Origin of the sequence: Franconibacter daqui (assembly GCF_014644275.1) — a bacterium.
GTDB lineage: Bacteria > Pseudomonadota > Gammaproteobacteria > Enterobacterales > Enterobacteriaceae > Franconibacter > Franconibacter pulveris.
This window is the reverse complement of record NZ_BMKJ01000006.1, coordinates 61,887-79,819: the sequence shown is the minus strand read 5'-3', so window position 1 is coordinate 79,819 and position 17,933 is coordinate 61,887. Positions and strand designations below refer to the sequence as shown.

The window sequence follows — 17,933 nt, the reverse complement described above, 5'->3', positions numbered from 1 at the left end:
TAATTATCCTGACCTTGCCTAAAGTCAAAGCCAGGAAAAGACGTGTTTATTCCCGCTACCTTTTGCGTTAGGCAAAGATATCGACCGCATTATTGCCGCGCGCGGCGGATTGCAGGCTAACGGGCGCCGCGACGGCGTCCTCTTCCGCGCCGCTAAAGCTAAAGCCGCCGCGGGAGCCGGAACCCTGCTGGTGCTGCTGGTTCGCCTGATGTTGACCGGCGGCGGAACTGTCGCTGCTAATACTGCTCTGGCCAAGCTGGATGCCGCTTTCCGCCAGCTGCGCGCGCAGGGTCGGCAACGCCGCTTCCAGCGCCGCGCGCACGTGGCTGTGCGGCGAAACCATCTGCAGCTGCGCCGTATTGTCGTCAATTTTCAGGCTGATTTGCACCGCGCCCAGATCTTCAGGATGCAGGCGCAGCTCGGCGCTCTGCTGGCCCTGACGGGTAAAGAGCGTCACATGCTGGCTTACCGACTGCTCCCAGGCGGGCGTGCCGAGCGGTGCGGTAACCTGCGGCGCCGTGCTGCTGGTCGCGGCGCCTGGTGTCTGGGTCGCGCTGTTCAGCGCGGCGGCGGAAGCGTGGCTAAGCGCGGTAAGCGCATGCGTGCTGTTGCCATCGTTAACGCTTTTTTCACTGTTCTGCACAGGCGCTACGGCATTCGCGGTCGCTGTTTTTACCGCGTCGGCGCTGGCGGCGCTCAGGTTCAGCGGGTCGATGCGCGCATCGCGGCTGCCGTCAGCTTTAGCGGTATCCGCTTTTACGTCGGCCTTAGCATTGCTGTTCGCAGGCGTAGCGGCAGGCAGCGTGAGCTGAGCTGCGTTGAGCGCGGCAGCGTTAAGGCTAATGGCGTTATCCTGCGCTTCGGTTGAGGCTTTCGCCGCCTGCTGGAGCGCCGGCGTTTGCGGCAGCATAGCGAACAGGGCGCTCAGCGCGCTGAGGTCGGCATCGCTGAGCGGCTTTGTGGCATCGTTGTCGCCGCTTTTCTGAAGCCCGCTCAGGGTTTTGCCTTCGGTCAATGCGGCGGTCTCGTCGGCTGCGCCGCCGGGCAGAAGCTTCGCCATCAGGCTTTCCAGGCTCACATCCGCAGGCAGCGTCGAGGCGTCGAGTCCCGCCGCAAGCGGCGTTTTCGCCTGTGCAGTGAGCTGCGCAAGCGTAAGGGTTTTGCCGTCGGCAAGCGGCAGTTCACCGCCCAGACGCTCCCCTAACAACGCCAGAAAATTCTGTGCGGCGTCGCCGCCTTTCGCGCCGGATGCCGCAGTGGCCGCGTCGGCGTCGCCAGTAAGTGCAACGGTGGGCAACGTAATCATTCGCCTTTCCTCATTGATGCCCGCTGGGCAAATTCATCCATCTTTTTTTGATCGAGGCGGTTTTCCGCCAGCAACGCGGCGCTGCTCTGCCGCGCCTGCAGGGTTTCCCACGCCTGGAGCCGCTGTTTTTTCTCGCGCCAGAAGTTCAGCGCTTGCTCGACTTTACTGTTCCACTGGTTGAGCTGTTGGCGATGCTGCTCAATGGCTTTCTCCAGCGTCAGGATAAACTGTTGATAGTTCTGCCAGCGGTTGCTGGCGATACCCTGGCTCATGTTCTGGTTCAGGCTGTTGCTGTACTCAAGCTGGTAGTTCATCAGCATGGTGAGCTGATCTTCCGCCTGCTTGCAGCCGCGACGCATTTCGCCAAGGCGCAGCGCCGCGTTTTCTACCTCTTTTTCCGCCAGTTCCTTAAGCGTGTTGAGCGCTCCGTTTTGTTTCATTACCGTCTCCCTTTTTCATCATACCGTCGGGAAAATCAGCTCCAGCGCCTGCAGGGCGTCTTCCACGCCTGAGCGTTCATAAATGCCCTGCTGCAGGAAAGCTTCGAGCTGCGGCCAGAGCGCAATCGCGCGGTCAAGCTGTGGGTCGCTGCCTTTGGCATAGGCGCCCACGCTTACCAGGTCGCGGTTGCGCTGGAAGCTGGAAAGCAATTGTTTAAACGTGCGAACCCGCGCGTAATGCTGCTCGGTAATCAGCGCGGTCATGGCGCGACTGATGGATGCCTCGATGTCGATAGCCGGGTAGTGGCCCGCTTCGGCGAGGCGGCGCGACAGCACGATGTGACCATCCAGGATGGCGCGCGCCGAGTCGGCGATAGGATCCTGCTGGTCGTCGCCCTCGGTCAGCACGGTATAAAAAGCGGTAATGGAGCCGCCGCCGGAAATACCGTTGCCGGCGCGTTCAACCAGCGCGGGCAGCTTGGCGAATACCGAAGGCGGATAGCCTTTGGTCGCCGGCGGCTCGCCGATGGCCAGCGCAATTTCACGCTGCGCCATGGCGTAGCGGGTAAGGGAGTCCATAATCAGCAGCACATGCTGGCCGCGATCGCGGAAATCTTCCGCGATGCGCGTGGCGTAAGCCGCGCCCTGCATGCGCAGCAGCGGGGAAACGTCCGCCGGCGCGGCAATCACCACCGAGCGGGCGCGCCCTTCGGCGCCGAGAATGTTCTCAATAAAATCTTTGACTTCACGGCCGCGCTCGCCTATCAGCCCAACGACAATTACATCCGCCTGGGTGTAGCGCGCCATCATGCCGAGCAGCACCGATTTACCCACGCCGGAACCGGCGAACAAGCCCATACGCTGGCCGCGGCCTACGGTCAGCAGGGCGTTGATGGGGCGTACCCCGACATCAAGCACATCTTCAATCGGCGTGCGCTGCAGCGGGTTAAAGTGCGGCGTGATAAGCGCGCCGGTGGTGTCAGTGTCCGGGGAGGGGAGGCCGTCAAGCGGTTTGCCCGCGCCGTCAAGCACGCGTCCCAGCAGCGCCGGGCCGAGCGGCAGCTGTTTGCCGCTTTGCAGCCCGTCGCCGTTACCGGTGCGGGCGTAAACGCGGGCGCCGGGTAAAATGCCTTCCACCTCTTCCAGCGGCATAAGAAAAAGACGCTGCCCGTTAAAGCCAACGACTTCGCTTTCCACTTCCTGCACCTGGCCATTATCCTGTCGTTCGATAATGCAGGTGGCACCGAGCGGAAGTTGCAGCCCGGTTGCTTCCAGCACCAGGCCGGTGGCGCGGGTGAGGCGGCCATAGCGGCGCACCGGCGGCAGTTGCGCCATGCGCGCCTCGAAGTTATCGAGGGCGTTGAGCCAGCGGGTGAGGCGGGCGGTCATCAGAGCACCCCGGGTGCGGCGAGACGGCAAAGCTCCTGCCAGCGCGTCGCCACGCTGGCGTCGAGATCGCCTTCGTCAGCCGACACTTTGCAGCCGCCGGGATGCAGCGTCGGATCGCCGCGCAGCCGCCAGCCGTGCAGGCTGAGGGTCGCGCCCAGCATCTCTTCGACGCGCTGTAAATCATCCGGGTGCACGCGCAGCTGCGGCTTGCCGCTGAACAGCGGCTCCTGCTGCAGCAGCATCTGGATCTGCTTGATGAGCGCATTATTATCTACGCTGGCCGTATGGCCGATAACCTGGCGGGCGGCTTCCAGCGCCATCTGCATCAGACGCGAGGCGATAACGCTATCAAGCGCGTCCAGCGTGTGCTGGAATTCGCTGACCAACTGCTGCATGCGGGCATGGTGAGGCGCCTGCTGCTGGCGCGCCTCCTGAAGGCCTTGCTCCATTCCTTTGGCGTATCCTTCCTGGCGGCCCTGTTCAAAGCCCTGATGACGGCCTTCGGCGAGCCCCGCGTTGTAGCCTTGCTCATGCGCTTGCATCTGCACTGCAGCCAGCGCCTGCTGACGCTGCTGCTCCTGCATAAGGTCGTTGTCGACGGCAGAGGTCTCGTCAGCTTCAACGAAGCCCGTCATCTCCCTCACGCTGGCAGAAGGCAGCAGATCGTCCGGCATCCACAGTTTCCAGGGAAGCTGATTAGACATAGGTGTCCTCGCCGCTGCCAATTACCATCTCGCCGGTTTCCGCCAGACGACGGACAATAAGCAGAATGGCTTTCTGTTCGTTTTCTACCTGCGACAGACGTACCGGGCCGCGGTTGGCGAGGTCGTCGCGCAGAATGTCGGCCGCACGCTGCGACATGTTGCGCAGGAATTTTTCGCGCAGCGGCTGCTCGGCGCCTTTGAGGGCGATAAGCAGAGATTCCGACTCCACTTCCTGCAGCAGGCGCTGGATGGAGCGGTCGTCCACTTCCACCAGGTTTTCGAACAGGAACATCTCGTCGATAATTTTCTGCGCCAGTTCGCCGTCGAATTCGCGTACTGCGGTAATAACCGCTTCCTCCTGCTGCGTTTTCATCAGGTTGATAATTTCCGCCGCGGTTCTCACGCCGCCCATCTTGCTGCGCTTGAGGTTCTGACCGTCGAGCAGGTTGTTGAGCACTTCGGTAAGTTCCGCCAGCGCCGCAGGCTGTACGCCGCCGAAGGTGGCGATACGCAGCATCACGTCGTGGCGCAGGCGTTCGTCGAACAGCGCGAGAATATCCGCCGCCTGGGAACGCTTGAGGTGCACAAGAATGGTGGCGATGATCTGCGGGTGCTCGTCGCGAATAAGGTCGGCGGCGCTCTGCGGCTCCATAAAGTTGAGCGTTTCGATACCGCTGGTGGTCTCTTTGGTATCGAGGATATCTTCGAGCAGGCTCGCCGCGCGCTCTTCGCCCAGCGCTTTGACCAGGACCGAGCGCAGGTAGTCGTTGGCGTTGACGCTGAGCGCGGCGAACTGCTCCGCCTCTTGTTCAAACTCCGCCAGCACTTCCGTTAACTGCTTGTTGGAGATCTGCGATAAGTTCGCCATCGCCGCGCTAAGGTGCTGCACTTCGCGCGGGGCGAGGTGTTTGAACACCTCCGCCGCGCGGTCTTCGCCGATGGTCATCAGCAGAATGGCGCTTTTTTCGGTTCCGGTCAGATTACTCATAGTTCGTTACTCATCCATTGGCGGATAACCAGCGCCACTACGCGCGGATCGTTATCGGACATTTCGCGGATGCGCTGGCTCATTACCTCGGCGCTCAGACGCTGGTTAGCGCGGCGTTGCTGGCTCTGCTCGTCTTTGCTGAGATGAACTTCCACCGCTTCTTCCATCTCTTTACGCTGCTGCTCCATCTCCTGTGCCGCTTTGGCCACTTCGGCGCGGCGCTGGATTTGCGGACGCACCGCTTTGCGCCACAGCAGCCAGGCGACAATCAGGACCAGCAGCCAGCGACCTGCGGAAAGCATCTGGTCAATAAAGGCCTGCTGTTGCCAGAACGGCAGCTCGCCACCCGTTTCATCCGTTGCGGTAAACGGCGAGTTAACCACGTTGAGGGTGTCGCCACGCTTCTCAGAGAAGCCCATAGCTTCGCGCGTCAGGTCTTCAATCTGCTTAAGCTGATCGGCTGTCAACGGCAACGGCTTGCCATCCGCCAGCTGGCGGTAGTTCACCACCACAGCGACAGAGAGACGCTGGATGTCGCCCACATTCATTTTGGTGTGACGAATCGTGCGGTCCACTTCATAGTTGGTGGTTTCGTCATGCTGAGTGCTGCGCGGGCCGCTGTTCGCCGCGCTGGTGGTCTGCGTGCGCTGCTGATTGTTCTGGCCGTTTGCCTGCGCATTGTTCTGCTGCTGCGGTGCATCAATCGGCGCGTTATTCGCCGGGGCTGGCTGGTTAGAAAGCGCGCCCGGCACGCCGCCAGGATAAGCGCCGCCAACTTGCTCGCTGGTATTAAGCTGGCGGGAGCGTACGGCAGCCTGCGACGGATCGCCGTTCGGGTGGTATTGCTCTTCGGTTTGCTCTTTATTGGCGAAATCGAGCTGGGCGGTCACCTGGGCATGCACATTGCCGTTGCCGACAATCGGCCCGAGGATTGCTTCGATACGGCGCTGGATGCGGCTTTCAACGTCGTTTGCAAACTTAAGCTGCGCGTCGTTGAGATCGCGCCCGGCGGTGTTGGACTGGGTCAGCAGGTGTCCGCCCTGATCCACAAGCGTCACGTTGCCCGGCGGCAGCCCGGCTACCGCGCTGGAAACCATATGCACTACGGCGCTGATCTGTCCTTCATCAAGCGCGCGACCCGGCTCGAGGTTCAGAGTAACAGAAGCGGAAGGCGCTTTTTGTTCGCGAACAAAAAGCGAAGGCTTAGGCATGGCCAGGTGCACGCGGGCGCTCTTTACCGGGCCCAGGGTTTCGATGGTGCGGGCGAGTTCGCCTTCCAGCGCGCGCTGGTAATTGACCTGCTCGCTGAACTGGCTGATGCCGAATTTTTCCTGATCAAGCAACTCAAAGCCCACGGCGCCGCCTTTCGGCAGGCCCTGTTGGGCCAGACGCAGGCGCAGTTCGTGAACGTTTTCAGCCGGCACCATGATAGCGCTGCCGTTGTCAGAGAAACGGTAAGGTACATTCATTTGAGTAAGCTGAGTGACGATGGCGCCGCCATCCTGGTCGCTCAGGTTACTGTAAAGCACACGGTAGTCAGGGCTTTTCGCCCACAGCACCATGGCGACGATAATCGCCACTGCAGCGGCGGCAGCCACCATCAACGGGATTTTAGGGTTAGCGCGTAAGCGGTTCAGCCATTCGCCGGCTTTATTTTGTGGCGTTTGAGCGGTGGCAGCAGTCATTGCTCACCTCGCGGCTCAGCGTTAACAGAATAAGACGTGTAATGAAGCAAAACGGACTCCCGGGTCGGCAAGCACGACAAAAGTTCCACAATGATGGCGATGTCATTATTTGCGTTTACAGAATTTTCTATGGGCCAATTAGCCGGGTTTTTTGCACCTATTTAGCGCCTTTATCTTATTGACAAAGTGTTACGCTTGCCAGCATTCAGATTAATCCTAAGAGGAAGACGATGGCCATTCAGGGCATTGAAGGCGTGCTCCAGCAGTTGAAGGCAACCGCGCTGACCGCACGCAACGAAGCGACGCAGGGCCCGCAGGGCGTAAGCTTCGCCGGTGAACTTCAGGCGGCGCTCGGCCGCATCAGCGAAACGCAAAACGTCGCGCGTACGCAGGCGGAAAATTTCGCCTTAGGCAAACCGGGCGTGGCGCTCAACGACGTGATGGTGGATTTGCAGAAATCGTCCGTGTCGCTGCAGATGGGGATTCAGGTGCGCAACAAGCTGGTCGCGGCGTACCAGGATATTATGAACATGCAGGTTTAGCGGCAATAACTTTCTGAAATATATTACCTAATCTACTCAGATCCTATTGCATGGGGCATCGGTGGGGCATAGTCAGATAATTTCTGGTTCAGCATTGCCACCGGCTCCGTATTGTTATCTGCCATCCAGGAACCATACACCTGATAGCCATCCGGGCATTTGCATGTCCCATCTGGCTGGCGATAAAACTAGGGTTAGCTCCAGCAGTCAACGACCAGCAAGCATAGGTATGCCGTAACTGGTAAGCTTTGCTGTCATGCAGCCAGCGCGGCGCCTCTTCCGCAGAAGTACCTCGTCTTAAGCCACTGCGCAAGCAAGTTTGTTTTCTCCCGACACTGGAAAGACGTTACGAGCAATCGCGCACCGTGTAAGCAGTAATGTTCATCAGCAGATTGCCGGTATCCGCTCTATTAATTATTTATAATGTGAGTTGCACATTTTAAGGTGACCAGCTTCTGACTAGCTGGCCACCTTTTTATCTAAAATTCGTAGGCGCCGCTATGAAATTCTCGTTGGGGTTTTAAATAAAAACTCAGCTAATATGCTTGAGAACCGCATCGATGGGTTATCTACTGCTTTAAAAATTAAGTTTGCTACAGCATAGATAGTGACTATCGAAAGAGTCGTTGCTGTTATTGCACTTTCGTGATAGCTATAGCCTGCGTTATATATAGCATTAAATATTCCTGTAGCTATTATCAGGAAAAAGGGTAAATGGAAAAGATAGACGCTAAAAGAGACTTTCCCCATATAAACAAACGGTTTTTTAGCAAAGAACATTTTCAACGAGTTGTTGGTTAGTATTGCTAATGTGATCAGAACGCCAGAAATGAAATTATATAATATATAAGCGTTTGACTCTTCGCCATTTATATAAAATCTTGTGTAGTAGATTGCATAAATATAAGGCCTGGAACCATAATGCACTCCACCTAAATACAACCCGGCTAGCATCAGTATCAGCGCCACTCCTTTCCTGAGGTTTAATCCTGAAAAGTGAATAAAGGAGCCGAATAGAAAGGCAATGTACCCATATTTTCTTTTTGAGGCAGGCTTGAAACAAAGAACATTATGCAGAACAATAAAATTATCAAGCCCTTATTGGGTGCTCTTATAAGGACTAAACAAATAAAATAAGTTAAGAAAGAACCCAGTAGTTCAATCTTCATTGTCCATAGCACGGGATTATAAGCAGAGCCATCTCCAAAAAAAGCGCTAACAGCCCCAGAATACAGTGCGTTTAAAAAAGAGGGAGACGCTACTGTATATGATTGAATCCATGCTGAAAGCAACTCCCTGCCGGGAGTTTCGTTTGATAGCACTAACCAGCAAAAAATACATGATGCCGTGGCAGGGATTGCTAATCTAAAATAACGTTTTGTCGTCATGGTGGTAGCATTATTCAGCATATCGCCACCACTAAGAAAAGCATGAGTTAAAATATATCCGCTGAGAGTGAAGAAAATATATACAGCGGCTGTTCCTGAGTAAATAAACGGCAGAGGGCTATTGAATATAAAGTTGATGATACTGTTATTATTGATCAGCGTAGGATCATGTAACCCTGGATAAAATATCAAAGCAAGGTGTGATAATACTACCATCAGGCAGGCTACTCCTCTTAGCCCGTCGACATGTAGTAACTTCCGTGGGGGAGTATTAGATTGCGCGCTATTCATTTTGTTTTTTTCAGGTGATTATGGTCTGTTACTTATAATATCACGCTTCGTTATAAATCATAGTATGTAAGACTTATCGCTTTGCTGACGTTAATGCGATGTAAGTTGGTAATTTATTGTTTTTATTTGATTTTTCTTGAGTGGTTGACTGGGTTCTTTGTTTAACGCCAGATTAGGTATCAGACAGAACGCAAGATTTATATTTTTTCATGAATGAATTTACTGCGCGGGACTGCATTGAATCGACCTGACATAGTCCCGGTAACGATTCATGAAGAGGTGGGACAGGAATACTGGATTGCTGAATGACTCTGACTTTTAATAAAAAACAGCCAAAATGGTAAACTAAAGCCGCAAAAAGCTAGCAGAGTGTACTGCCAAAGGATGAATTTTCATCGCTTACAGGCGATATCGCCCACGTAATACCGAAGATAAAACAAACGTAACACGCGAGAAGGAACCGGGCGGTAGAGCAACTCTAAGAAAGGCTATGCCTGGGTTTATCAAAGAGAATAATAACCTGCGCAGCGAATAAAAGCAGCGCAATCAAAAGGCATTCGCGCAAACTTTTGCAAACATATTACGAATGGGTTTTATCAACCGGCTCCACCAGCTCCGGCCCCTGGTTTTTCACATTTCCTACGGCCCGGGTGACAGGGTGCCAGGCGAAAGCGTCGGCGGGCAGTGCGCCTTCGTGGGCCAGCTCATCTGCGCGGTTTGCCGAGGTATCCGGGTGCAGCCAGGCGAGCGCCGCTTGCGGCGTTAACACCAGCGGACGACGGTCATGGATATCCACCAGCCCTTCATCCGCGGCCGCGGTGACAATGACAAACCCTTCGGCTTCATTCCCTGCATCAAAAGGTGTCTTGCCTATCGCAGCCAGACAGAGCGGGGCTTTATCTTCACGATAAATAAAATAAGGCTGCTTTTTATCGCCCACCCGCTGCCATTCATACCAGCCGTCGGCGAAGACGATAGCCCGGCCATGCTGCCACAGCGGCTTAAACATGCGGCTTTGGGCAGCCGTTTCCACTCGCGCGTTGATCAGCGGCGCTTTATGCCACCATTCCGGCGCGTAGCCCCATATCACCGGGTCCAGGTGCAGGGTGTCCTCTTCATCCATGCTGAGCAGCAGCACGCGGCTGCCCGGCGCTACGTTGTAGTGGGCAAGCGGCTCCGGGTCCCAAGGGATGGCCCGCTCGAAGCCGTCGCCTAACGTCGCCAGATAATCTTCACGACTTTGCGCCTGCGCGAATCGTCCACACATACTCTACCCCTTAAGACCTTAATAAAGAGTAAGTATAGGGCACAAACGCGCGGCCCTGCGGGAAGCAGGGCCGGCGGGTTAACGCTGAATCAGATAACGGATGGTGGGGCCGTCCTGCTGGATATCCAGCACGGTATAGCCATGGTTGCGGGCGTCTAACGGAATGTTGTTAATAGATTGCGGACAGTCGCTCACGACCTCGAGGATTTCGCCTTTTTTCAACTGCGGCATCGCTTCAAGGGTGGCGACAGCCGGGTAGGGGCAAGGCTCGCCGACCATATCCAGACGGTAATCAGGTACGAGGGTTTTCATACGCTCTCCTTAACGGCGTGAGAAACAGCAGGGCGGCTGGCGCGAAAAAAGCGTTTTTCCCAGGCGATAACAAACAGCAGCGCGGCAAGCAGCAGTAGGTACGTGACCAGCAGGCCGCCGAGCGGGCCAAAAGCGGCGAGCAGGTTTACTTTATCCCAGCTGGTGGCGAGCGCGGGGGAGAGGTCGTCCCAGAAGTACGCCAGAATCGTCGAGCCAATAACGTTGCCAAGCCCCACCCACCAGTAATGCACCTGGCCTTCCACCGCGCGGTACATCCAGCCGGTTTCGCACCCTCCCGCCAGCACGATGCCAAAGCCGAACAGCAGGCCGCCGATAACCGCGTTTGGCCCGGCCCACATGATTTTCGGCTCGGCGCCGAGCTGCACATAGCTAAAGATGCCGATGGCGCTTGCCGCCATGCCGAAAATTATCGCCTTCGCCATATGGGTGCGCCCGGTTATCCACATATCGCGGAACGCGGAAGTAAAACAGATTTGCGCGCGTTCAATCAGCAGCCCAAAACCAACGCCAAAAAGCATGGCGAGGCCAAGCTTCGGCATCTCCATGGCGGTAAGCAGCGCCCAGCCCACCGCGCCGATAAACACCAGCATGCCGAGGCGAAAGCGACGGCGCGCCTGAGCGAGGTTTTGCGTAAGCGGCGAGGCGCTGGAGACTTTTTGCAGCTTCACCGGAATGCGAAACAGCGGCAGCAGCGTAAAGCGCGCCCCGGCCCAGGAGCCGATGGCTGTCGCAATAGCGAAAAACCAGGCGTGGAGGGAGAACTGCGGAATACCGGTGAAGAAGGCCGCCAGGTTGCAGCCCATAGCAAGCCGCGCGCCGAAGCCTGCGATAATGCCGCCCGCCACCGCCTGGATAATGCGGATGCGGTGCTGCGGCAGGCGCAGCTTCACGTTGTTCGCCCACAGCGCGGCGGCGAAGCAGCCGGCGAACATGCCGATGATCATCCGGCCATCGATGCGGGTAAGCGGGGTGCCTTCAAGGTGAATGAGTTTGAAGTAGCCCCACTCCTGCGCCTGCACGCCCATTAGCTGCAGCAATTGCCCGCCCCAGCGGGTAAATTCGCCGGTAACCGCCCAGAAGGTGCCGGTGAGGCCAAAGTAGTAAGTGGAGAGAATGCCTGCGGCGATAACCGCCGGAAAAGGGGACCAGAACTTGATCAGATAGTGTTGTTTGAAATGTTGCCAGGACATGAAATTTTAGCCTCTGAACTCAGACGGAACTAAAACGCGCCGGTGGGCGCAGGGAGTCGAGATAGTACTCCGCGGCGCGGCAATGCCCAGCGAAAAAATAACAAAACCTCGTTTCGATCAATTTTTGCCGCCTGAGAGGGAAAGGCTGGCGGGCTTAACGCTTTAATGCCACACTCTTTTTTCTTCGCAGGGAGGAGTTCGAATGAAAAAAACGATGCTGTTAATCGCGTGGCTTGGTCTGAGCGGCTGCGTGCAAGTGAGTGATTATAATGCCGTTGTGAAAACGCCTGCGCCATCCGGTCTGGCAGGTTACTGGCAAAGCAAAGGGCCGCAGAGCGAGCTGGTCAGCCCTGAGGCGATAGCGAGCCTGGTGGTGACGGCGCAGGGCGATACGCTCGATTGCCGCCAGTGGCAGCGGGTGATAGCGCTGCCGGGCAAACTGATGCAGCGCGGCGGCGATATCTACAACGTGACGGTGAAAAAAGAGGTCTACGACATCGAGCGTGAAGGCGAAACGCTGGAATACGCGGGAATGACGCTTGAGCGCGTGGCCCGTCCGAGTGCCGAATGCGCCGACTTCCTTGCGAAGAACCCGCTGCCGACACCCCTGCCTTAACCGTCCTTGCGGCTGCTTGTCTGACTGACAAGCGGCTTGCGCGTTGTGTTGCAGCTTTTTAAAAGGGCGGCTGGCGCTTTGCTGACCCGCCCTGGGCCATGCGAATCACAAGCAGCGCGGAACGAAGAGTTTTACCGGCTTGCCGCCTCTTCATCGGCAATCACCCAGATACTGACGCTGCCGCCGTTGCAGGTAAAGACAGCGTTGCCCGCTTCGTCCGTAATGACGCGCTCTTGCCGGTTGCCTAAAAAATCGCGCCAGATTTTGTTGCCGTAATTCTCGCCGAGAGTAAGCCTTTTCTTGCCGGCATCGCCGTTGGACAACACCACCACGCAGCCAGGGGCTTCGCGGGTGCCGCTGCGGCTGAAAGCGATGCAGTTGGGATTATCGAACCAGAGCGTCTGCACGCCATGGGCGAAGCGCTGGCGCGCCAGGATAATCTGGTCGAGCTTGTCCACAACCGCCATATCGATATGGTAGGTTCCGCCATCGAGGCCGGTATCGTCATAGCTTGCGCCATACATATCCGGGTAGAAAACAGAGGGCACGCCGTTCTCACGCAGCAGGATCAGCGCATAAGCGAGCGGCTTAAACCAGGGTTCCACTGGCGCTTCCAGCGCCTGTAGCGGCTGGGTATCGTGGTTCGCAACGAACGTCACGGCGTGGAAAGGATCGGCTTCGACCAGCGTACCGGTGAAAATCTGGCGCATGTCATAGCTGCTGCCCTGCAGCGACGCGTCGTGGAAATTCTTCAGCAGCGGCGCGTCGAACAGCATGGTCTTCCCTTCAACCTGGTCGATATACTGCCGCAGCTTCTCCACGTCGTATGACCAGTATTCCGCGACGATAAACAGCGGCTTCGGCGCGACCTCCTGCACATGTTCAATCCATTCTTTATAAAACCAGGCGGGGATATGTTTTACCGCGTCGAGGCGAAAGCCGTCGCACTGCGTTTGCTTCATCACCCAGCGCGCCCAGTACTTAATCTCTTCCGCTACCGCGCGGTTGCGGTAGTCAATGTTGCAGCCCATCAGGTAGTCGTAATTGCCGTTTTCGTCATCAACCTGATCGGTCCAGCCCTCTTCGGTATAGTCATTAACGATTTTGAAAATGCCGTTTTCGTTCGGGTTCTCGATATGGTCGACGCCGTTAAAACATTTATGATCCCAGATGAAGCGGGAATAGTTGCCGCGGCGGGCGGGAAAGGTAAAACGGGTCCAGGCTTCGCATTCAATCGCTTCGTCGTCTATGTCGTTGCGATTATCCTGATTGACCCGGTTGACGTGGAGCCTCTCTTTCTCATCCGCGCCCATTTTATGGTTCACCACCACATCCAGCAGCGTCAGGATGCCATTTTCCTGTAGCGCGTTGATAGCCGTAAGGAGCTGCGCCTTATCGCCATATTTAGTCGCCACCGATCCTTTTTGAGAGAATTCGCCGAGATCGAAAAGATCGTAGGCGTCGTAACCAACCGAAGCCGCGCCGTCTGCCCCTTTATAAGCGGGCGGCAGCCAGACCATATTGATGCCCAGCGCATTAAAGCCAGGCGCGCGCGCAACCAGTTCCGGCCAAAGTTTGCCGCCTTCAGGGTAGTACCAGTGGAAACATTGCAGAAGGGTGGGGTTCTTCATTTTATCCATACTCCAGAAGCCGTCAGGTTTTCGCTTCTGGAGTATGGCGGATTTTACAAACGAAGCCGTATTATTTAGTGCCCGGAAGGGACGCCTGGTACTAACAGCATGCCGGAGAGACGACCATAGGTATGGTTAAGAGATTGTTGGCGGGAAGATTGGCCGATTAATGAACTGAGCTCATCCAGTCGATTTTTTAACAGGATCTTAAGCTGCTCTTCATTCTCTAACGTCTGCTTGAGATAACCCGCGACCAGGCTCTGAACATTTTTTGGCAGCCCTTGTGGAGTTTCGGATCCCATAACTGCTTCGATACTCTGGAGATACACAACTTCCTGGTCCAGTAAAAGATCCCATTCACCTCGCTGCGCAAGTTCAAGCAGCGACTGGCTGAGCAATGCAATCTGTTGCCAGCGGTTAATAAACTCCACATTAGGCGACATCAAATAGACTCCTGCACGGTTTGGTTTGGAGAAATTTGCTTCCACGCATCAGCGATATTGGTCAGTAAATTTTCAACTTCCTCAATCGCTTGAGTGTCATTACGCAAATTCGCCTGCAGTAAGCGCCGGATCATGTAATCGTAGAGAGAGGAAAGGTTATCTGCGATCTCCCCACCTTTCTCTTGATCTAACCCCGCTTTGAGCCCGTTATCGATAATGTTAATGGCTTTGCTCAGCGCTTCGCCTTTGGCAACGGTTTCACCCTGTTGCATAAACAGACGAGCGCGCACCAGCGCGCTCATGGCGCCGTCAAACAACATCGTGATTAACTGGTGTGGACTTGCGCTCATGACGGCGCTCTCCACGCCTATCTGAGCATATGCTTTTGTACCGCTCGCGGTATACATATCAACCTCTTATCATTACGAACTGCTGCTCATCGATTCAAACTGCTGAGACAGGTAAGAACTGGTGTTGTTCAACTGGCTCATCATGGTATCGAGCTGCGTAAATTGCGCTTTATAGCGGGCCATGGTGTCTTCAATACTCTGGCTTACTGAGAGATATTGCTTAGTCAGTTTCTTCAATGTGGAGTTGATGCTGTCCTGCGCGCTATCAATAATGCCATCATCCGCCAGGTAACCTTTTACCTGGGTCGCGATTTTGGTTGTGATGCCAGTCGTTTTGGTATCGCCAACCAGCAACTGCTGAACGTCAACTGACTTATCGGTAAGCGCGGTTTTTAATTTGGCGTCGTCGATTTTCAGCTTGCCGGTAGCGGGATCCTGCGTGATGCCTATCTGAGAAAGCGTCTGGAAATTGCCCCCGTTGCCGACATCGGTAAATTGCGCGCGAATGCCGGTCTGAATCGTGCGTACCGCGCTATCGCCAAGCAGAGCGCCGTTGCTGGTGTTCTGTGCGTCAGTCCCGGCGTCAACGGCGGTATATTTGGTCACCGAACCGATGGTATCAACCAGCGAGTTATAGGCATCGACCCAGGATTTAATCGCCGTCGTCGCTTTATCGTTGCTTTTGCTGACCGTAACCGTGACGTCGCTTGTGATTTTATTGAGATTCAGGGTAACGCCCTGCGGCGCGTCGGTAATGGTGTTGCTGCTGCGGATAATATTAATGCCGTTAACGCTTAACTCTGCGTCTTTCGCTTCGACAATTTGTTCAACGCCGCTGCCGGTCACGTCCGGGTTATTAAAGCTAATAAACTGGTTAAGGGTTTCGTCCCCGGAAACCGAGATGCTCATTTTATTGGCGGTGCCGGTTTCGCTGGAAGTCAGCACCAGCTGGAAATCATTATCTTTGAGCTTAACAATACTTGCTGAAACGCCGCCGTTGGCGTTGTTGATAGCGTCGCGAATGCCTTCAAGCGAGGTTTGATCCTTCGTCAGCTTAATCTCTAACGGCTTTTCTTTGCTGTCTTGCTTGATGATAAGCGTCCGTTCTTCGTTGCTGTTGCCTTGCGCCGCTTTTGAATCGGTCACGTTGGCTGTCGTGCGCACCGATTGCGCTTGCGCCAGCTGAGTCACGTTAATCTTATACGTGCCTGCCGCTGCGCCAGCCGTGGTGCTTACGGTTAAGTCTGTGCTGTTGCTGGTCGCCGTCGTGCTCTTAAATAAAGAGGCGTCATTTAATGCCGTATTTGCTGTCTGGAACTTTTCAAGTGAGCTTTTCAGTGTGCCGTAGGCTGTGAGCTTGGCCGAGAAGCTGCTTTGCTGGGTAGAGATAGGCGTCAGTCGGCCTTTCTCTGCGGTTTCCAGGTTAGCCAGCAACGTACTCAGCGGCAGATTTGAGCCTACGCCTAAAGAAGTAAAAGAAGCCATGCATGATCCCTTTTTGTGCAAATAGTGGTTAAGCACGGTATCGGCAACAGAAGGACAAAGTTTAGAGGTTTATTTATTCAGTTAATGGACCGAATAGTGACTAATAGAGAGGCTATTTCGCTGCGCAGAAAAAAGCTCAGGAGAAGTGAAAAATTTTCTAAAGTTCGAATTTAAGGTGCCGATACATGGGTTACGGTGCGAAACCGTGGGCAACAGCCCAACAACATCAAGATGTAAATTGATAAGGAAAAGATCATGGCACAAGTCATCAATACTAACAGCCTGTCGCTGTTGACCCAGAACAACCTGAACAAATCTCAGTCTTCCCTGAGCTCCGCTATTGAGCGTCTCTCCTCTGGTCTGCGTATCAACAGCGCGAAAGACGACGCTGCCGGCCAGGCGATTGCTAACCGTTTCACCGCGAACATCAAAGGCCTGACTCAGGCTTCCCGTAACGCCAACGACGGTATCTCTATCGCGCAGACCACTGAAGGTTCTCTGTCTGAAATCAACAACAACCTGCAGCGTGTTCGTGAGCTGTCAGTTCAGGCCACCAACGGTACTAACTCCGATTCCGACCTGAAATCCATCCAGGCTGAAATTACACAGCGCCTGAGCGAAATCGACCGTGTTTCCGGTCAGACTCAGTTCAACGGCGTGAAAGTGCTGGCTTCTGACCAGACTATGAAAATCCAGGTAGGCGCGAACGATGGCGAAACCATCGAAATCGACCTGCAGGAAATCACCTCCAAGACTCTGGGCCTGGATAAACTGGATGTAACCAACCAGATCAGCAGCAAAGATCTGAAAGGTGTTACTGAATTAGCTGCAAAAGTTGATGCAGTAAATACCCCGGCAGTTAACGTTAACTTGCAGTTCCCGCCGAAAGCAGCAAGCGGCACGCTGGAAGTTCTGACTACCGCAACTGATGCAACTAAAGCAGGTACTCTGGCAGTTAAAGTTGGCACGGATTACTACGCAGCAACTTACGATGCGGATAAAAATACCGTTTCCTTCGATACGTCTTCTGCTGCAATCGCTGGCGCAGCTGGTACTGCCGCAGCGGGTACGACTTTTGTCAACGACGGTACTGTTGTTGAGCTGTCTGATATTGCTTCTGCAGCACAAACCAACACTGCTAACCCGGCAAACTATACCGTATTCCGTAAAGATGATGATGGCACTTTCCTGGTAACTGACGGTACTAAATCCTGGAGCGGCGCAAACGCATCTATCGATCTGACCACCGGTGCAGTAACTTTGGGTACTGCTGATGCAACTGCTAACACTACTGGCGGTGCAGGCTTTAAAGAAGTATCTAAAGACAACGTGCTGACTCTGCCGGGTTCCACTACCGCTGGTAAAGCCGCTGTTAACGCTGACCTGACTTCTGTAAATGCTTCCCTGAAAGGCACCAATGCCCTGATGGCGCGTGAAGTGAAGGCCGAAGATGGTACTACTTCCACCCAGTACTTCATTAAAAATACTGGCACTGACGGTAAAGTTTCTTACTACAAAGCAGAAGCTAATAAGACTACTGGCGCTGTGACTGCGGGCGAAGAAGCTGTTGTTGACCCGCTGAGCTCCATCGACAAAGCGCTGCAGCAGGTTGATACCCTGCGTAGCTCCCTGGGTGCGGTGCAGAACCGTCTGGATTCTACCATCACCAACCTGGGCAACACCGTAAACAACCTGTCTTCTGCACGTAGCCGTATCGAAGACGCTGATTACGCGACTGAAGTTTCCAACATGTCTCGCGCGCAGATCCTGCAGCAGGCTGGTACTTCTGTTCTGGCTCAGGCTAACCAAACTACCCAGAACGTACTCTCTCTGCTGCGTTAATCCAGCGATTGAAATTTGGGAAGTTAAAGATAATCAAGGCAGC

General features: G+C 55.1%; 18 protein-coding genes and 1 pseudogene. 3 read left to right on the top strand and 16 right to left on the bottom strand.

Annotated elements, in window-relative coordinates; translation table 11 throughout:
- Positions 1-67 precede the first annotated feature (67 nt).
- The 6 genes from IEX01_RS17685 to fliF are packed head-to-tail and all read right to left on the bottom strand — an operon-like array spanning position 68 to position 6,512.
- Positions 68-1,306, bottom strand: a complete 1,239-nt coding sequence (locus tag IEX01_RS17685) for a flagellar hook-length control protein FliK (RefSeq protein ID WP_188724264.1) — start codon at positions 1,304-1,306, stop codon at positions 68-70.
- A complete protein-coding gene (gene fliJ / locus IEX01_RS17680; RefSeq protein ID WP_024558654.1) occupies positions 1,303-1,746 on the bottom strand; it encodes a flagellar export protein FliJ in 444 nt (147 codons plus the stop codon). The genes IEX01_RS17685 and fliJ overlap by 4 nt, the downstream gene beginning before the upstream one ends.
- A gap of 18 nt (positions 1,747-1,764) precedes the next feature.
- Positions 1,765-3,135, bottom strand: coding sequence for a flagellar protein export ATPase FliI (fliI, locus tag IEX01_RS17675; protein ID WP_024558655.1), 1,371 nt, complete (start codon positions 3,133-3,135; stop codon positions 1,765-1,767).
- On the bottom strand, positions 3,135-3,839 hold the full coding sequence (gene fliH, locus IEX01_RS17670; RefSeq protein WP_024558656.1) for a flagellar assembly protein FliH: 705 nt from the start codon (positions 3,837-3,839) through the stop codon (positions 3,135-3,137). The genes fliI and fliH overlap by 1 nt, the downstream gene beginning before the upstream one ends.
- Complete coding sequence (gene fliG, locus IEX01_RS17665) at positions 3,832-4,827, bottom strand: flagellar motor switch protein FliG (protein WP_024558657.1); 996 nt, start codon at positions 4,825-4,827, stop codon at positions 3,832-3,834. Before fliG ends, fliH begins: the two co-directional genes overlap by 8 nt.
- Positions 4,824-6,512, bottom strand: coding sequence for a flagellar basal-body MS-ring/collar protein FliF (fliF, locus tag IEX01_RS17660; protein WP_048888062.1), 1,689 nt, complete (start codon positions 6,510-6,512; stop codon positions 4,824-4,826). The genes fliG and fliF overlap by 4 nt, the downstream gene beginning before the upstream one ends.
- A 230-nt stretch (positions 6,513-6,742) precedes the next feature.
- Between fliF and fliE the strand changes: the two genes are divergently transcribed.
- A complete protein-coding gene (gene fliE / locus IEX01_RS17655; RefSeq protein ID WP_188724263.1) occupies positions 6,743-7,054 on the top strand; it encodes a flagellar hook-basal body complex protein FliE in 312 nt (103 codons plus the stop codon).
- A 32-nt stretch (positions 7,055-7,086) separates the two neighbouring features.
- On the opposite strand, the pseudogene IEX01_RS21615 reads toward fliE, so the two are convergent.
- The 6 genes and pseudogenes from IEX01_RS21615 to yedE all read right to left on the bottom strand — a co-directional run.
- Positions 7,087-7,304: pseudogene (locus IEX01_RS21615) on the bottom strand (integrase); the annotation flags it as partial.
- Between the two features lie 248 nt (positions 7,305-7,552).
- Positions 7,553-8,023, bottom strand: a complete 471-nt coding sequence (locus tag IEX01_RS17650; RefSeq protein WP_188724262.1) for an acyltransferase family protein — start codon at positions 8,021-8,023, stop codon at positions 7,553-7,555.
- A gap of 14 nt (positions 8,024-8,037) precedes the next feature.
- The gene (locus IEX01_RS17645; RefSeq protein ID WP_268237283.1) at positions 8,038-8,733 is read right to left on the bottom strand and encodes an acyltransferase family protein; all 696 of its coding nucleotides are present in this window, start codon (positions 8,731-8,733) and stop codon (positions 8,038-8,040) included.
- Between the two features lie 580 nt (positions 8,734-9,313).
- Positions 9,314-10,000 carry an SOS response-associated peptidase family protein gene (locus tag IEX01_RS17640; protein ID WP_024555926.1) on the bottom strand — a complete coding sequence of 229 codons (687 nt, stop codon included), beginning with the start codon at positions 9,998-10,000 and terminating at the stop codon, positions 9,314-9,316.
- A 78-nt stretch (positions 10,001-10,078) separates the two neighbouring features.
- Positions 10,079-10,312, bottom strand: a complete 234-nt coding sequence (gene yedF / locus IEX01_RS17635; protein ID WP_024555925.1) for a sulfurtransferase-like selenium metabolism protein YedF — start codon at positions 10,310-10,312, stop codon at positions 10,079-10,081.
- Complete coding sequence (yedE, locus tag IEX01_RS17630; RefSeq protein WP_024560470.1) at positions 10,309-11,523, bottom strand: selenium metabolism membrane protein YedE/FdhT; 1,215 nt, start codon at positions 11,521-11,523, stop codon at positions 10,309-10,311. The genes yedF and yedE overlap by 4 nt, the downstream gene beginning before the upstream one ends.
- 202 nt (positions 11,524-11,725) lie before the next feature.
- Here yedE and yedD point away from each other — a divergent pair, with 202 nt between their 5' ends.
- A complete protein-coding gene (gene yedD, locus IEX01_RS17625; protein ID WP_024555923.1) occupies positions 11,726-12,139 on the top strand; it encodes a lipoprotein YedD in 414 nt (137 codons plus the stop codon).
- A gap of 131 nt (positions 12,140-12,270) precedes the next feature.
- On the opposite strand, the gene amyA is transcribed toward yedD, so the two are convergent.
- The 4 genes from amyA to fliD all read right to left on the bottom strand — a co-directional run bounded on the left by amyA (position 12,271) and on the right by fliD (position 16,048).
- Positions 12,271-13,770, bottom strand: coding sequence for an alpha-amylase (amyA, locus tag IEX01_RS17620; RefSeq protein WP_188724260.1), 1,500 nt, complete (start codon positions 13,768-13,770; stop codon positions 12,271-12,273).
- A 74-nt stretch (positions 13,771-13,844) separates the two neighbouring features.
- Positions 13,845-14,213 carry a flagella biosynthesis regulatory protein FliT gene (gene fliT, locus IEX01_RS17615; protein ID WP_024560468.1) on the bottom strand — a complete coding sequence of 123 codons (369 nt, stop codon included), beginning with the start codon at positions 14,211-14,213 and terminating at the stop codon, positions 13,845-13,847.
- Positions 14,213-14,620, bottom strand: coding sequence for a flagellar export chaperone FliS (gene fliS, locus IEX01_RS17610; protein WP_024560467.1), 408 nt, complete (start codon positions 14,618-14,620; stop codon positions 14,213-14,215). Before fliS ends, fliT begins: the two co-directional genes overlap by 1 nt.
- Positions 14,621-14,635: 15 nt before the next feature.
- Positions 14,636-16,048: a flagellar filament capping protein FliD gene (gene fliD, locus IEX01_RS17605; RefSeq protein WP_188724259.1), complete on the bottom strand. Its 1,413-nt coding sequence runs from the start codon at positions 16,046-16,048 to the stop codon at positions 14,636-14,638.
- 255 nt (positions 16,049-16,303) lie between these two features.
- Here fliD and IEX01_RS17600 point away from each other — a divergent pair, with 255 nt between their 5' ends.
- Positions 16,304-17,890, top strand: a complete 1,587-nt coding sequence (locus IEX01_RS17600; RefSeq protein WP_024560465.1) for a flagellin N-terminal helical domain-containing protein — start codon at positions 16,304-16,306, stop codon at positions 17,888-17,890.
- Positions 17,891-17,933: the final 43 nt, after the last annotated feature.

What these genes read in the sequence shown, in the direction of transcription:
- IEX01_RS17600 (WP_024560465.1), top strand. Translation starts at nt 16,304, where the DNA reads ATGGCACAAGTCATCAATACTAACAGCCTGTCGCTGTTGACCCAGAAC.
- yedE (WP_024560470.1), bottom strand. Translation starts at nt 11,523, where the DNA reads ATGTCCTGGCAACATTTCAAACAACACTATCTGATCAAGTTCTGGTCC.
- fliD (WP_188724259.1), bottom strand. Translation starts at nt 16,048, where the DNA reads ATGGCTTCTTTTACTTCTTTAGGCGTAGGCTCAAATCTGCCGCTGAGT.
- amyA (WP_188724260.1), bottom strand. Translation starts at nt 13,770, where the DNA reads ATGAAGAACCCCACCCTTCTGCAATGTTTCCACTGGTACTACCCTGAA.
- yedF (WP_024555925.1), bottom strand. Translation starts at nt 10,312, where the DNA reads ATGAAAACCCTCGTACCTGATTACCGTCTGGATATGGTCGGCGAGCCT.
- IEX01_RS17685 (WP_188724264.1), bottom strand. Translation starts at nt 1,306, where the DNA reads ATGATTACGTTGCCCACCGTTGCACTTACTGGCGACGCCGACGCGGCC.
- fliH (WP_024558656.1), bottom strand. Translation starts at nt 3,839, where the DNA reads ATGTCTAATCAGCTTCCCTGGAAACTGTGGATGCCGGACGATCTGCTG.
- fliG (WP_024558657.1), bottom strand. Translation starts at nt 4,827, where the DNA reads ATGAGTAATCTGACCGGAACCGAAAAAAGCGCCATTCTGCTGATGACC.
- IEX01_RS17640 (WP_024555926.1), bottom strand. Translation starts at nt 10,000, where the DNA reads ATGTGTGGACGATTCGCGCAGGCGCAAAGTCGTGAAGATTATCTGGCG.
- IEX01_RS17645 (WP_268237283.1), bottom strand. Translation starts at nt 8,733, where the DNA reads ATGAATAGCGCGCAATCTAATACTCCCCCACGGAAGTTACTACATGTC.
- fliS (WP_024560467.1), bottom strand. Translation starts at nt 14,620, where the DNA reads ATGTATACCGCGAGCGGTACAAAAGCATATGCTCAGATAGGCGTGGAG.
- fliJ (WP_024558654.1), bottom strand. Translation starts at nt 1,746, where the DNA reads ATGAAACAAAACGGAGCGCTCAACACGCTTAAGGAACTGGCGGAAAAA.
- yedD (WP_024555923.1), top strand. Translation starts at nt 11,726, where the DNA reads ATGAAAAAAACGATGCTGTTAATCGCGTGGCTTGGTCTGAGCGGCTGC.
- fliI (WP_024558655.1), bottom strand. Translation starts at nt 3,135, where the DNA reads ATGACCGCCCGCCTCACCCGCTGGCTCAACGCCCTCGATAACTTCGAG.
- fliE (WP_188724263.1), top strand. Translation starts at nt 6,743, where the DNA reads ATGGCCATTCAGGGCATTGAAGGCGTGCTCCAGCAGTTGAAGGCAACC.
- fliT (WP_024560468.1), bottom strand. Translation starts at nt 14,213, where the DNA reads ATGTCGCCTAATGTGGAGTTTATTAACCGCTGGCAACAGATTGCATTG.
- fliF (WP_048888062.1), bottom strand. Translation starts at nt 6,512, where the DNA reads ATGACTGCTGCCACCGCTCAAACGCCACAAAATAAAGCCGGCGAATGG.